Annotated in this window: 13 protein-coding genes; all 13 read left to right on the top strand. The window is 45.7% G+C overall.

Annotated features, from left to right (window positions below; genetic code table 11):
* The first annotated feature begins 7 nt into the window (after positions 1-7).
* Positions 8-1,009 carry a xanthine dehydrogenase family protein molybdopterin-binding subunit gene (locus tag CARFE_RS16650; protein WP_028051421.1) on the top strand — a complete coding sequence of 334 codons (1,002 nt, stop codon included), beginning with the start codon at positions 8-10 and terminating at the stop codon, positions 1,007-1,009.
* Positions 1,002-1,682 carry a selenium cofactor biosynthesis protein YqeC gene (yqeC, locus tag CARFE_RS0101025; RefSeq protein ID WP_028051422.1) on the top strand — a complete coding sequence of 227 codons (681 nt, stop codon included), beginning with the start codon at positions 1,002-1,004 and terminating at the stop codon, positions 1,680-1,682. Before CARFE_RS16650 ends, yqeC begins: the two co-directional genes overlap by 8 nt.
* Before the next feature lie 14 nt (positions 1,683-1,696).
* On the top strand, positions 1,697-2,989 hold the full coding sequence (gene yqeB / locus CARFE_RS15845) for a selenium-dependent molybdenum cofactor biosynthesis protein YqeB (RefSeq protein ID WP_161625126.1): 1,293 nt from the start codon (positions 1,697-1,699) through the stop codon (positions 2,987-2,989).
* A 28-nt stretch (positions 2,990-3,017) separates the two neighbouring features.
* Positions 3,018-3,935, top strand: a complete 918-nt coding sequence (gene ftcD, locus CARFE_RS0101035) for a glutamate formimidoyltransferase (RefSeq protein WP_011343625.1) — start codon at positions 3,018-3,020, stop codon at positions 3,933-3,935.
* A gap of 56 nt (positions 3,936-3,991) precedes the next feature.
* On the top strand, positions 3,992-4,615 hold the full coding sequence (locus CARFE_RS0101040) for a cyclodeaminase/cyclohydrolase family protein (RefSeq protein WP_028051424.1): 624 nt from the start codon (positions 3,992-3,994) through the stop codon (positions 4,613-4,615).
* A 274-nt stretch (positions 4,616-4,889) separates the two neighbouring features.
* Positions 4,890-6,218 (top strand): NCS2 family permease, encoded by a 1,329-nt coding sequence (locus tag CARFE_RS0101045; protein WP_011343627.1) that lies wholly within the window; start codon positions 4,890-4,892, stop codon positions 6,216-6,218.
* Positions 6,219-6,340: 122 nt separating this feature from the next.
* Positions 6,341-7,675 (top strand): 5'-deoxyadenosine deaminase, encoded by a 1,335-nt coding sequence (locus CARFE_RS0101050; protein WP_028051426.1) that lies wholly within the window; start codon positions 6,341-6,343, stop codon positions 7,673-7,675.
* Between the two features lie 9 nt (positions 7,676-7,684).
* On the top strand, positions 7,685-9,397 hold the full coding sequence (gene ade, locus CARFE_RS0101055; RefSeq protein ID WP_011343629.1) for an adenine deaminase: 1,713 nt from the start codon (positions 7,685-7,687) through the stop codon (positions 9,395-9,397).
* Between the two features lie 18 nt (positions 9,398-9,415).
* Entirely contained in the window at positions 9,416-10,072 is a 657-nt protein-coding gene (gene sdaAB, locus CARFE_RS0101060) for an L-serine ammonia-lyase, iron-sulfur-dependent subunit beta (RefSeq protein ID WP_028051427.1), read from the top strand.
* Positions 10,073-10,083: 11 nt separating this feature from the next.
* Positions 10,084-10,983 carry an L-serine ammonia-lyase, iron-sulfur-dependent, subunit alpha gene (sdaAA, locus tag CARFE_RS0101065; RefSeq protein WP_028051428.1) on the top strand — a complete coding sequence of 300 codons (900 nt, stop codon included), beginning with the start codon at positions 10,084-10,086 and terminating at the stop codon, positions 10,981-10,983.
* On the top strand, positions 10,967-11,647 hold the full coding sequence (locus tag CARFE_RS0101070) for a cyclase family protein (RefSeq protein WP_028051429.1): 681 nt from the start codon (positions 10,967-10,969) through the stop codon (positions 11,645-11,647). The genes sdaAA and CARFE_RS0101070 overlap by 17 nt, the downstream gene beginning before the upstream one ends.
* 170 nt (positions 11,648-11,817) lie before the next feature.
* On the top strand, positions 11,818-12,405 hold the full coding sequence (locus tag CARFE_RS0101075) for an ANTAR domain-containing response regulator (RefSeq protein ID WP_028051430.1): 588 nt from the start codon (positions 11,818-11,820) through the stop codon (positions 12,403-12,405).
* 13 nt (positions 12,406-12,418) lie between these two features.
* Positions 12,419-13,747, top strand: a complete 1,329-nt coding sequence (gene glnA, locus CARFE_RS0101080) for a type I glutamate--ammonia ligase (protein ID WP_028051431.1) — start codon at positions 12,419-12,421, stop codon at positions 13,745-13,747.
* Positions 13,748-13,767 lie beyond the last annotated feature (20 nt).

A 13,767-nucleotide genomic window follows, 5' to 3' on the forward strand; every position in this document is an offset into this window, starting at 1 on the left:
GGGAGCGGTGAAAAAACGGGGTATCGGAATGGCTTCAATTTTTTACGGTACCGGTTATGGTAACGGCTTTCCTGATGTCTCCAGTGCAGTGGTGGAAATCCACGATGACGGGAGTGCTACCGTTTTAACCGGTGCTGCGGACTGCGGTCAGGGTTCCAACACGGTGCTGGCCCAAATTGCCGCAGAAGAACTGGGGATTCCGATTGAAAAGATTACCTTAATTTCGGCGGATACCGACTGTACGCCGGACGCCGGGACTANGGCAGCTACCCGGCAAACTTATACCTCCGGCAATGCTGTTAAATTAGCAGCGGCTAAAGCGAAAAAAATTCTTTTGGATTTTGCTGCCGGAGTTTTAGCGGTTAATACCATTGATGGTCTTGATATTAAAGACGGTTATGTTTATGTGAAAACCTTCCCCAAAAAACGGATATCTGTTGCAGAGCTGGCCAGCCATGCTCGTTTTAAAGGCAACCGCTTAATTGGGGAAGCAAGCTTTACCACCCATTCCACCATGGTTGATCCGGAAACGGGGCAGGGAGCTCCCTATTACCCTTATGCCTTTGCTACGCAGATTGCCGAAGTGGAAGTGGATACTGAGACCGGTAAAGTGGATGTAATTCGGGTTGTAGCAGCGCACGATGTAGGTCGGGCTATCAATAAGATTGCTGTGGAGGGCCAAATCCAGGGAGGTGTGGCCCAAGGGGTGGGCTGGGCCTTAACCGAAGAAGTGGAACTGAAAAACGGCCAAATTCAAAACCCCAGCTTTACCGAATATTTAATACCCACTGCTTTAGACATGCCGGAAGTAACCCCGGTAATTGTCGAAACTTATGAAGAAACCGGCCCTTACGGGGCCAAAGGGGTTGGGGAGCCGGCAATGCTGCCCACAATGCCTGCCATCTTAAATGCTATTTACAATGCGGTAGGCGTCAGAATTACCGAACTTCCGGCCACTCCGGAAAAGATCTTAAAAGCCCTAAAAGAAAAAGAGCAGAAAAATGCTTAACTTTGCCGGTTACCAATTAAGTTATCCCGTGTGGTTAACCGGAGGCGGGGGCAAAACATCGCTAATGTATTATTTAGCTGGCAGTCAGAAAGGTCCCCTTATTCTTACCACTTCTACGAAACTTGCTTACCCGCCCCGGGAGGAACTCCCCTTTTACCAGTTACAAAAATTAGAAGAAGCGTTACCACTGGTAAAAGACGAAAGAAAAATATTAGTAGGAAGCCGGGTAGAAAAGGAAAAAATCATTGGCTTTAGCCCGAAAGAATTAGACGCATTTTACCGGCAGTACAAGATTCCGCTTATAATCGAAGCCGATGGCAGTAATCGTCGGCCGTTGAAAATTCACTGGTTCCATGAGCCCGCTCTGCCAGAAGTTCCGGAAACGGTTATTGCTGTGGTCGGATTATCTGCTTTAAATAAACCTTATAGCGGCGAGTACATTCACCGCGCCGAAGAGGTGCAGGGTAGATTAATTACTCCTGAACTTTTATTAAAGCTTGTTTTGGAGGGGAAATATTTTGCCCCCCATACAAAAAAGAAAGTTGTTTTTCTAAATCAGGCAGATCTTGTGGACGCCAAACTGTTAAGGAATGTTGTGTATCTGTTTAAATCTTTTACCGATGTTCTCGTAACTTACGGATCGCTCAGGGAGGGTTACATCTTGCCGGGGTAGTGGGGGTTCTTATTTTGGCCGGGGGAAGTTCCCGGAGGATGGGGAAGGACAAATTGTCATTACCGTTATTTAGCAAAACGATATTGGAGCAAACCGTCGCAATATACCGCCGGGTTTTTGCCGAAGTTGAGGTGATAACGAAGGATAGGATCGGTGAAAGCTTTGCTTTAGAAGGAATGGGAGGGACTTTACGGGAAGCAGCTCGACTACTCCCGGACCACTGGCAGGGTGTGGTGATAGCCCTCGGTGATATGCCGTTTGTAGGAATTAGCAGTTTACAGGCTCTTTTGCGAGCTATTGCAAGCAACCCGGAAGAAGTTTGGTGTTTAAGTTATCGGGGACAACGAGGACATCCGGTCTATCTGCCCGGAAAATATTTTTCCTGTTTAAAAAGGCTTACCGGAGACACAGGTTTACGGGACTTACTTCCGGAGTTAAGTCCTAAGTACATTGATACGGAGGATTACGGTGTGCTTTTTGATATAGATAAATCCGATGATTACCTTCCTTTTCAGCGGCTTGTAGTGGTCAAAGGTGCCGGAGACATTGCAACGGGCATAATTTGGCGTTTGCATCAAGCGGGATTTAAAGTAGTGGCAACGGAACTTTCCAAACCTACAGCAATTCGTCGGATGGTAGCCTTTGCCCAGGCAATATATACGGGAGAGCATACGGTTGAAGGTATTACTGCACGCCGGTCTAACCTTTTTGAGGTTCCAAATTTACTGGTAAATGATTTTATTCCCGTTATCCCCGATGAAGAAGGTATTGTGGTAAAAGAGCTAAAACCCTGGGCGGTGGTTGATGCGCGGCTTGCCAAGAAAAACCTGGGGACTAAAAAAGAGGAAGCGAAAATTGTTATTGGTGTTGGGCCAGGTTTTACTGCGCCCGAGGAAGTACATGCAGTTATTGAGACAAAACGGGGACATTACCTGGGACGTGCTATTTATCAGGGTTCAGCTTTGCCCAATACCGGTATCCCCGGCGAAATCGGGGGTCATACCAGTAAAAGGGTAATTTATTCTCCGGGAAGGGGGAGGGTTTACTGGTATTATGATATTGGTCAAATGGTAGAAGCCGGAGAAGAAATAGGAATTATTGGGGAGCACAAAATAGTTGCAGAGATTTCCGGAGTTATTCGGGGCCTCATTCACCCGGAAGTCTGGGTGGAGGAAGGAATGAAAATTGGCGATATTGATCCGCGAGGAATAAAAGAGTATGCGTTTACCATTTCCGAAAAAGCGCTGGCGATTGCTGGCGGAGTTTTAGAAGTGCTTTTAAAGCTGGGTAACACCAGCTTAAAATAAAAAAATTAAAAGAAGGAGGAGGATAAGTATGAATAAGTACGTTCATGCAGTACCTAACTTTTCTGAAGGACGGCGGAAAGAGGTAGTTGAAGCCATTGTAGACCAGGTGAGAAACGTCCCTGGAGTTAAACTAATCGGGTATTTCCCCGATGCCGACTTTAACCGAACAGTGGTGGAGCTGATTGGTAAGCCCGAACCTTTAAAAGAAGCTTTAATTAACATGGCGGCCAAAGCCATTGAATTAATCGATATGGAACAGCAAAGAGGTAACCATCCGCGAATTGGAGCGCAGGACACAATTCCCATTTTCCCCATGAGAAACATTACTCTGGAAGAATGCATTCAATTAGCTGAAGAAATCGGTGTAGAATTAAATAAACGTACCGGTGTGCCTATTTTCTTCTCCGGGGAAAATGCCCGGATTCCCGAAAGAAAGGCCCTTGACTTTATCCGGAAAGGTCAGTATGAAGGTTTACGGGACTTGCTCCTATCGGAAAATCCGGATCCCAAGCGTCTACCGGATATCGGCGATGTCAAAGAGTTTGTCCACAAAGGTGGTACCATTGTTAGTGCTGGAACTAACCCGTTAGTGGCGTTTAACGTTATCCTCGGAACCGATAACCTGGAAATTGCCAAGCAAATTGCCAAAGCCGTAAGAGGACCTTCCGGTGGCTTTACCTCGGTGCGGGCGGTAGCCTTGAAGTTTACCGAAAGAAATCAGGTGGTCGTTTCCATGAACATGTTTGACCACGAAGCTTGCCCACTTTATCGAACTTACAATTTTGTAAAATCCGAGGCAGCCCGGTGGGGTGTACCCGTTGTTGGCACTGAATTAATTGGTACCGTGCCGCAGGAAGCTTTGGTTCGGGTAGCCGAGTACTTCCTGCAGTTAGAAAACTTTAACCGCGACCAGATTCGGGAAAACCACATTCCTGACTTACTGTAAGAAAACCGGGCAGGGTTTACCCCTGCCCTTCCCCTAATTAAACAGGAGGTGTAATAATGCTAACGGACTTGTCCATACGTGGGTTTATAATGGAATTAGCTTCTTCTTCTCCAGCACCCGGTGGAGGCAGTGTTTCAGCCTTAGCCGGAGCTAACGGTGCTGCCCTTTTAAATATGGTGTTAAATTTAACCCTTGGCCGGGAAAAATTTGCCGACGTTGAAGCGGAACTTGCTCCTTTAAAGGATAAAACCGAAGCTTTATACGAACGTTTGGTTAATTTAATTGATATCGATACCGAAGTTTTTAACGAAGTAATGGCGGCGTTTAAGCTTCCCAAAGATACCGAAGAGCAGAAAAAAGAGCGTTCGGTGAAAATTCAAGAAGCCTATAAAAAAGCGGCCGACGTTCCCTTGGAAGTAGCCGAAAGGTGCCTGGAAGTTTTACGCCTGTGTCCAATTATTGCTGAAAAAGGAAATCCCAATGCTCTTTCCGATGCCGGAGTTGCTGCGCAAATGGCTTATGCGGGCCTTGAAGGGGCAGTTATGAATGTGAAAATTAACCTTAGTTCCATCAAAGATGAGGAGTATGTAGCCGCTGCCCGAGAAAAAGTAGCAGCTTTCTTAAAAGAGGGTGCCGAGATTAAAGACAGGGTAGCCAATTATGTAAATGAAAGATTATAAACAAAATTATAAAGCATAAAGGAAATCAATTCTACAAAATGCGACAAAAAAATATTTTTTCTGAAAATTAAAGAAGGAATTTTAAAATCCGTGTCGAATAAGTATTTTTAGAAAATGATAATGCAAAAGATAAGAATGTTAAAGTGAACTTTAAAGAATTAACTGAAAAAAATATGTAAATTGTTTTTATAAGGTTATGGGTAATAACCCGCAAGGGTTATTATATATGGGGCACCGGAGGATTTATAAAAATTATTAAGAAAGGGGTATGGTTATGGCATCAAATCAAGGAGTGCTCGAACGTATTTTCAAGTTGAGCCAGAAGGGGACCAACGTTAAAACCGAAATTTTAGCTGGTGTTACTACTTTCGTGACGTTGGCCTACATTATCTTTGTTAACCCGAACATTCTGGCCGATGCCGGGATTCCCAAAGAAGCAGCCATTGCGGCAACAATTTGGGCTACTGCAGTGGCGACAACCCTGATGGGGCTCTGGGCTAACTTCCCGGTGGCGGTAGCACCTGGAATGGGTCTAAACGCTTTCTTTGCGTACTTTGTGGTGGCTCAGTTAAAACTACCCTGGCAGGTAGGTCTTGGTGCAGTATTTTTCTCTGGTATTTTCTTCTTAATTTTAACCATTGGCGGTATCCGTCAGGCAATCGTTAATGCGGTGCCCAATAACTTAAAAGCCGCTATTGGAGTTGGTATTGGTTTATTCATTGCATTTATTGGATTAAAAAATGCTGGTATTGTAGTGGCAGACCAAGCTACATTTGTGACTTTAGGTCATCTTACCAAACCTGAGCCTTTGTTGGCAATTGTCGGTTTAATTTTAACAGCGGTTTTACTGTCCCGGAATGTTAAAGGAGCAATGTTAATTGGCATTATAACTACTACCATTTTAGGAATGATTTTTGGTGTAGTACCGGTGCCCAAAGGGATTAGCGGAATTATGAGCTTTAATATGCCTAGCCTTAAGCCGACATTCTTACATCTTGATATCGCCGGTGCCTGGAAGTTTGGAATATTTAATATCATCTTTACCATGACAATGGTTGAACTTTTTGACAACATGGGTACCTTAATTGGATTAACCCGGAAAGCGGGCTTAATGGATGAAAATGGCAAGATCGAAAACTTGGACCGCGCTCTTACTACCGACGCTATTGGCACGATTATCAGTGCGATTCTTGGTACCACTACCGTTACTTCGTATATTGAAAGTGCAGCAGGTATTGCTGAAGGCGGTAAAACCGGTTTAACGGCAATTGTCGTGGCAATTCTCTTTGTTGTAGCCTTAATCTTCGCGCCGCTTATTGGATTGGTACCAGCATTTGCAACTGCACCAGCACTTATTCTGGTAGGTGCTTTGATGCTGGCGGAAATCCGACATGTTGAATTTGACGACTTTACTGAAGCATTCCCGGCCTTTATGACCATTATCATGATGCCTCTTACCTACAGTATTGCAAATGGTTTTGCCTTTGGTTTTGTTTCGTACACATTGGTAAAAGCTTTAACCGGTAAGTTCAAGGATATTAGCTGGGTAATGTGGATTGTCTCCATTGCTTTTGTCATAAACTTCTACATGCGGCTCCACTAAAGAAAAAATAAGCTCCTGCAAGGAAAGGCCAGGCGTAATGCCTGGTCTTTAATCCTTGTGAGAAAAGTTGCAAATTTAATTTACAATGCCAGGCCCAAACTGTTTCCAAGGGAGTGACGGTTATGTCAATTTTAATTAAAAACGGAACAATTGTAACCATGAACGAAAAACGGGAAATTTTAAAAGGCGATTTATACATCGAGGGAAATATCATTAAGGATATTGGCCCTTCTTTAGATGTTCAGACGGACAAAGTTATCGATGCTGCCGGCAAAGTGGTGATTCCAGGTCTAATCCAGACCCACATTCACCTCTGCCAAACCCTTTTCCGGGGGCAAGCGGATGATCTGGAACTTTTGGATTGGTTGAAACTCCGGATCTGGCCTTTAGAAGGAGGACACGATCCCGAATCTCTGTATTATTCGGCAATGCTCGGAATTGGCGAACTGTTTAAAGGCGGAACCACTGCAATTGTCGATATGGCAACGGTTAACCATACCGATTCTAACTTCCAGGCCATTTATGATAGCGGGATTCGGGCGATTTCCGGAAAGTGCATGATGGATTACGGGACGGAAGTACCCAAGTCCATGCAGGATACTACCGAAAATGCCATTGATGAAAGCGTGCAGCTCCTGGAAAAATGGCACGGCAAGGACAACGGCCGCATCTTGTACGCGTTTACTCCGCGCTTTGCGGTTTCTTGCACCGAAGATTTATTAAAAGAAGTTGTCAAGTTAGCTGAGCAGTACAAAGTAAGGGTTCATACCCATGCTTCCGAAAATAAAGGAGAAGTGGAGCTTGTCTTAAAGGAAAGAGGCATGAGAAACGTTCTGTACTTAGAAAAGTTAGGGATGACGGCTCCAAACCTGATCCTTGCCCATTGTATTCATTTAGACGAACGGGAAATGAAGGTCTTGGCTGAGTCCAAAACCAAAATTGCCCACTGTCCCTCTTCTAACTTAAAATTAGCATCGGGCATTGCCAAAATTCCCGAACTTTTAGAAATGGGCGCGGAAATTTCCATCGCCGCCGATGGCGCTCCGTGCAACAATAACCTGGATGCCTTTATTGAGATGCGGATGGCCGCACTTATTCAAAAGCCGTTCTACGGTCCAACTTCAATGCCTGCCCAGAAAGTTTTTGAATTAGCTACCATTGGCGGTGCCCGGGCTATGGGTCTGGAAGACCAAATTGGCAGCCTGGAAGTGGGTAAAAAAGCAGACGTGGTCATTGTAGACCTGGATGAAATGAGAACGACCCCAAACGAAGGGGTAAATATATACACCCAGCTCGTTTATCAAGCCCAGAGCAGTAATGTTTTAACGACCATTGTTGACGGTAAAATCGTAATGGAGAACCGGGTCTTAAAGACCATAGATGAGGTGGAAGTACGCCGGAAAGCCAACGAAAGCTTAAAACGAATAGCTGACCGGGTTGGGGTTAGCTTAGAATAGGTGAGAGCGATGAAACCGATAAAGGATTTGGTGGAAGTAGCGTTGGGGAAAAAGCCTGCGGACCTGGTTTTAAAAAATGCTCAAGTGTTTAATAGCTTTACGGGAGAGTTTGTTACCGGCGATGTAGCGGTGGTGGCTGGCTACATCGCCGGCACTGGTGAATATGAAGGAAAGACTACCTACGATTTACAGGGAGCGTATGTCACCCCGGGATTCATTGACGGGCACGTGCACATTGAAAGTTCTATGGTGGCGCCGGCAGAGTTTGCCCGGGCGTTGGTACCGGCCGGCACCCTTACAGCCGTGGTGGATCCCCATGAAATAGCCAACGTTAGCGGAACTGCGGGAATTCGGTACATGCTGGAAGCAAGCAGTAATCTTCCGATAAACATTTATCTGATGCTTCCTTCATGCGTTCCGGCAACTTCGCTGGAAACGGCCGGAGCAGTATTAACCGCCCGGGAGCTTTCGGAATTTATCAATCACCCGCGGGTTTTAGGGTTAGGGGAGCTGATGGATTATCCTGGCGTCTTAAATACTCATGAGGAAATGCTGAAAAAATTAGCTGTGACAGAAGGAAAGCTAATCGATGGCCATGCCCCGGGGATTTCCGGAAAAGAGCTTACTGCTTATATAGCTGCCGGTGTAAATTCGGAGCATGAGTGCACCACCGCTGAAGAGGCTCGGGAAAGATTATCCCGGGGGATGTACTTAATGCTCCGGGAAGGTTCGGCGACGAAAAATTTATTGGACCTTTTACCGGCGGTAGACCGTTATACTGCTTCTCGCTGTTTCTTTGTTACCGATGATCGGCATCCGGAAGATTTAATTAAACTTGGTTCTATTAATCACATGGTTAAATTGGCGGTTTCGGCTGGAGCTGATTTACCAACGGTTTTGCAGATGGCAACCATCAATGCCGCCAATTACTTTAGACTGTACGACTTAGGTGCTATTGCTCCTGGTTATCGGGCTGATATTTTAGTATTTGAAGATTTACAAGAATTCAAGCCCAAGTATGTGTTTAAAGATGGTAAATTAGTAGCGGAAAACGGAAAGCCGCTTTTTACCGGCTATCCGGTGGACGACCGGGCTGTTCGGAATACGATGCGCTTAAAAGAAATCAACCCGGAAAAACTAAAAATACCTGCTAAATCCAACAGGGCCCGGGTCATAGGGTTAATTCCTCACCAAATTGTCACCAAAAAGTTAGAATTAGAGGTTCCGGTGGAGGGAGGATACTTTAAAACTTCAACGGAAAAGGATATTGCCAAACTGGCAGTTTTTGAACGGCACAATTATACCGGTAATGTTGGGGTGGGTTTAATCCACGGCCTGGGGCTTAAAAAAGGAGCTATTGCCTCCACCGTTGCTCATGACTCCCACAACTTGGTAGTAGCCGGAATGAGCGATGAAGATATTATTGCCGCGGTGGAGGAACTAAAGCGCATTGGCGGTGGGCTCACGGTTGTTGCCGATGGCCAGGTCCTGGGAAGTTTGCCGCTTCCCATTGCCGGTTTAATGTCCGACCGCACCCTTTATGAAGTCCAGGAAGAACTGGAGAAACTTCACCGCATAGTAAGAAACCTTGGCGTTTCTGAAAATTACGACCCATTTATGACCTTAGCCTTTTTAAGCCTTCCGGTGATACCGGAATTAAAACTTACGGACCTAGGTTTAGTTGATGTCTCTACTTTTTCGGTAGTTCCCGTATCCCTGTAAAAGGACGGTAGAGAAAAGATGGATTTACTGGATATCATAGGGCCGGTGATGATTGGGCCCTCCAGCTCCCATACTGCCGGAGCGGTGCGGTTAGGGAGGGTTGGGCGCCTTGTCTTGGGGGAGGAGCCAAAAAAAGCTAAAATCTTTTTGCACGGCTCCTTCAAAGAAACGTACCGAGGCCATGGTACCGATCGTGCTATTATTGCCGGTCTTTTGGGCTTTGATACCAGTGATCCCCGTATTCGGGAAAGCTTGAAGATTGCCAAAGAACTCGGTTTAAACTATGAATTTTTGCCAATAGATTTGCCGGAAGCTCACCCCAATACTGCTTACATGGAACTCTGGGGGGATACCAGCATTGCGAGGGTTACTGGATGCTCGATTGGTGGGGGAGCGGTGTTAATTACCGATATTAACGGGTATCCAGTCAGGATTACGGCCAAATACCCAACATTAATTGTTCCCCATAACGATCAGCCGGGAGCAGTAGCCAAAGTGACGTCGGTAATAGCATGGCACGGTATAAACATTGCCCAAATGAGTGTGGCTCGCCAAAAAAAGGGAGCGGAAGCCCTGATGGTTATTGAAACAGACCAGCCCATTGACGAAGAAACCTTCAAAGAAATCAAAAGACTGCCCGGAATTACCGGTGGCTTTATCATTCCACCCCTTTAAGGAGGAAGCCGATGTATTTAGAGTCAATTGAGCAGTTAATTAAAATTGCAAAGGAAAATGGCCAAACCTTGGGGCGCATGGCCTTAATCTTAGAGGCCAAAGACCGGGAAGTTCCGGAAGAACAACTTTTAAATATCATGCGGGAAAGACTTCAAGTTATGCAATCTGCGGTGACAGAAGGCCTTCAGGGAAATCGTTCGGTGGGAGGTCTTGTTGGGGGGCAGGCTTTAAAGTATCAGGCCTGGTTTAATTCCGGTAAATCATTAGCTTCGGGGGTTTTTGGTAAGGCAATAACCTATGCTTTGGCGGTTAGTGAAGCCAATGCTTCGATGGGATTAATTGTGGCAGCACCTACTGCCGGTTCGGCAGGGGTGATACCAGGGGTGCTTTTAAGTATAATGGAAGAGTATGAAATTCCCGAAGAAAAAGTAATCGAAGGTTTGTATGCCGCCGGGGCGGTGGGGTTGGTGATAGCTTATAAAGCTTCCCTTTCCGGAGCCCAGGGGGGCTGTCAGGCGGAATGCGGTTCAGCGGCAGCAATGGCGGCGGTGGCAGCAACGGAACTTTTAGGGGGAAGCCCCGAACAGGCCGCCCATGCCGGAGCCATTGCCCTGAAAGGTATGTTAGGGCTGGTTTGTGATCCCGTGGCAGGTCTTGTGGAAGTACCCTGTGTAAAACGAAATGTCTCGGCTGCAGTACAAGCCTTAGCGGCGGTGGATTTGGCTTTAGCCGGGATAACTTCCGCCATTCCTTTGGATGAAGTTATTGGGGCGATGGGGGAAATTGGGCGGGAATTACCGTTATCCCTTAAGGAGACTGCCCAGGGGGGACTTGCGGCAACCCCTACCGGGAAGGCTTTAGCTCAAAAAATTTTTGGAGGAAAGGAGGAAAAAAATGGCGAAAATAATTGATTTATCCCAGGAAATTTATCAGGGAATGCCGGTTTTTCCCCTGCACCTTACTACGTACATCTTCCAAAACATAACCCATGAAGAGAGTATTAAAAAGATTGGCTTTCCCTTTGCTACCCGTAACTTACTGATGAACGAACACGGACCAACCCATTGTGATGCGGTGTACGAGTATAATCCTCAGGGTCCGACCATAGATAAAATGCCGTTGGAGTATTTCTTAGGTCCGGCGATTTGTCTTGATGTATCCCATGTTCCGTACGAGCGTTACATTGAAATTTACGATTTAGAGGGGGCATTACGGAAACACGGACTTACCATTGAACGTGGAGATATTGTTCTGCTTTATACCGGGCATTATAATCGCCACTACGGCACGGATAAGTGGCTAACTACCTATTCCGGTTTAAGCTATGCGGCGGCGGAATGGCTGGCCCAAAAGGGAGTAGTAAATATTGGAGTAGATGCTCCGGCTATTGACCATCCCGACGATCCCAACTACTCTGGTCATGCGGTTTGTGCGAAATACGGCCTTACCAACACGGAAAATTTAGCCAATCTCGATAAAGTGGCCGGAAAACGCTTTTTGTATATTGGTCTACCGTTAAAAATTCGGGATGGTACAGGCTCTCCGGTGCGAGCGGTAGCTTTGTTAAACGAATAAGTTATGAATACAAAAAACATGCAAAATCCCCATTGACAAAAAAATATTAATAAATTATTTTCTAAGTATAGAAATGCATATTTGGGCACAAGGGTGTGTCCGCTTCCTGAGTTAGCTGGCAATGGTGCCTTATTTAAGGCGCCATTTTCTATTTTTGGGACGGTGACAGAATGTTTGGTGCAACTGTGATTATTGCTTCCGCGGACAGCAATTTTCGGCAAATTGCTAAATCAGCGGTTAAAAATCTCGACTACATTGTGGTGGGCGAGTGCGCTGATGGGCCGACCGCTCTAAAAATGGCCCGGAATTTTCAACCGGATATGTTTATCATTGATGATCACCTGATAGGTGTTCCTGGCCGGGAGATTGCCAAAATCCTGTCTTTTGACCGCCAGTGTGCGGTAGTTTTAGCTATGGAGTTTGAAATTGATAAACTCGATGAGTTTTTAGGAGAAATGGGTGTGGTTGGGGTTGTGATTAAACCCTTAGAAGAAGAACAGTTAATCATGACCGTCCAGGTAACCGAACATAATTATCAGCGGATTAAAGAATTAGAAAAAGAAATTGAAAGTTTAAAGGATGCCTTGGAAACCCGCAAGCTTGTGGAAAAAGCTAAAGGTATTTTAATGGAAAGCTTGGGGATTTCCGAAAAAGAAGCGTTTAGGAAGATTCAAAAGCAAAGCATGGATAAACGGATTTCCATGCGGGCGGTGGCGGAAGCCATCATCTTAGCGTATGACGTTAATCAAAAAAAATAAAGGGGGATTTTGGATGAGTTACACCAAAAACGATATTATGGATATGGTGCGGGAGCAAAATGTTAAGTTTATCCGGCTCCAGTTTACCGACATCTTTGGTGTTCTAAAAAATGTGGCCATTCCGGTGGAACAGTTAGAAAAGGCCTTAAACAATGAGCTAATGTTTGACGGCTCCAGTATTGAAGGTTTTGTCCGTATTGAAGAATCGGATATGTACTTGCGTCCGGACCCCAATACTTTTGCCGTATTTCCCTGGCGGCCCAGAAACGGTGCGGTAGCCCGGCTGATTTGCGATGTGTACAATCCCGATGGTACTCCCTTTGAGGGCGACCCCCGCTATGTTTTGAAAAAAGCTTTGGCGGAAGCCAAAGAGCTGGGTTACACCATGTACGTTGGTCCGGAATTAGAGTTTTTCCTTTTCCAGGTAGATGCAGAGGGAAAACCCACCCTGGTGACCCATGACAATGCCGGCTATTTTGATTTAAGTCCGGTAGATTTGGGCGAAAACGCCCGGCGGGATATGGTGTTAGCTTTGGAACAAATGGGGTATGAAGTCGAAGCATCCCACCACGAAGTTGCTCCGGGACAGCACGAAATTGACTTTAAGTATTCCGATGCTTTAGATGTGGCCGATAAAATTGTTACCTTTAAAGTAGTTGTACGTTCCATTGCCCAAAGGCACGGACTTCATGCAACCTTCATGCCCAAACCGCTTTTTGGGGTAAATGGTTCGGGAATGCACACCAACCAGTCGCTGTTTAAAGACGGTCAAAACGCTTTTTATGATCCCAATGGAGAATTGCAATTATCCGAAACCGCTTACTACTATATTGGCGGTATTATGAAGCATATTAAAGCTATCACTGCCATTGCCAATCCGGTGGTAAACTCCTATAAGCGTTTGGTTCCGGGCTATGAAGCACCGGTTTACATTGCTTGGTCGGCAAGAAACCGTAGCCCCTTAATCCGGATTCCGGCCAAAAGAGGCTCCTCCACCCGGATTGAGTTAAGAAGTCCGGACCCGTCGGCAAATCCGTATCTTGCCTTAGCGGTTATGCTTAAAGCGGGCTTGGATGGAATTAAAAATAAAATTAAGCCACCGGCGCCGGTTAACCAAAACCTTTATGAAATGACTGCTGAAGAACGAAAGGCTCTGGGAGTTGATACCTTACCCGGTAGCTTAAAAGAAGCCATTGATTGTCTTTTAGAAGATAAGGTAATCCAGGAAGCTTTAGGTAAACACGTATTTGAGCGGTTTGTGGAAGCTAAATTAAAAGAGTGGGATGAGTACCGGGTTCAGGTTCACGACTGGGAAGTGAAAAAATATCTCACCATGTATTAAAAAGGCTGCCTGATTTAGGG

Source organism: Carboxydothermus ferrireducens DSM 11255 (genome assembly GCF_000427565.1).
Taxonomy (GTDB): domain Bacteria; phylum Bacillota; class Z-2901; order Carboxydothermales; family Carboxydothermaceae; genus Carboxydothermus; species Carboxydothermus hydrogenoformans.

What these genes read in the sequence shown, in the direction of transcription:
- yqeC (WP_028051422.1), top strand. Translation starts at nt 1,002, where the DNA reads ATGCTTAACTTTGCCGGTTACCAATTAAGTTATCCCGTGTGGTTAACC.
- ftcD (WP_011343625.1), top strand. Translation starts at nt 3,018, where the DNA reads ATGAATAAGTACGTTCATGCAGTACCTAACTTTTCTGAAGGACGGCGG.
- CARFE_RS0101040 (WP_028051424.1), top strand. Translation starts at nt 3,992, where the DNA reads ATGCTAACGGACTTGTCCATACGTGGGTTTATAATGGAATTAGCTTCT.
- CARFE_RS0101045 (WP_011343627.1), top strand. Translation starts at nt 4,890, where the DNA reads ATGGCATCAAATCAAGGAGTGCTCGAACGTATTTTCAAGTTGAGCCAG.
- CARFE_RS0101050 (WP_028051426.1), top strand. Translation starts at nt 6,341, where the DNA reads ATGTCAATTTTAATTAAAAACGGAACAATTGTAACCATGAACGAAAAA.
- ade (WP_011343629.1), top strand. Translation starts at nt 7,685, where the DNA reads ATGAAACCGATAAAGGATTTGGTGGAAGTAGCGTTGGGGAAAAAGCCT.
- sdaAB (WP_028051427.1), top strand. Translation starts at nt 9,416, where the DNA reads ATGGATTTACTGGATATCATAGGGCCGGTGATGATTGGGCCCTCCAGC.
- sdaAA (WP_028051428.1), top strand. Translation starts at nt 10,084, where the DNA reads ATGTATTTAGAGTCAATTGAGCAGTTAATTAAAATTGCAAAGGAAAAT.
- CARFE_RS0101070 (WP_028051429.1), top strand. Translation starts at nt 10,967, where the DNA reads ATGGCGAAAATAATTGATTTATCCCAGGAAATTTATCAGGGAATGCCG.
- CARFE_RS0101075 (WP_028051430.1), top strand. Translation starts at nt 11,818, where the DNA reads ATGTTTGGTGCAACTGTGATTATTGCTTCCGCGGACAGCAATTTTCGG.
- glnA (WP_028051431.1), top strand. Translation starts at nt 12,419, where the DNA reads ATGAGTTACACCAAAAACGATATTATGGATATGGTGCGGGAGCAAAAT.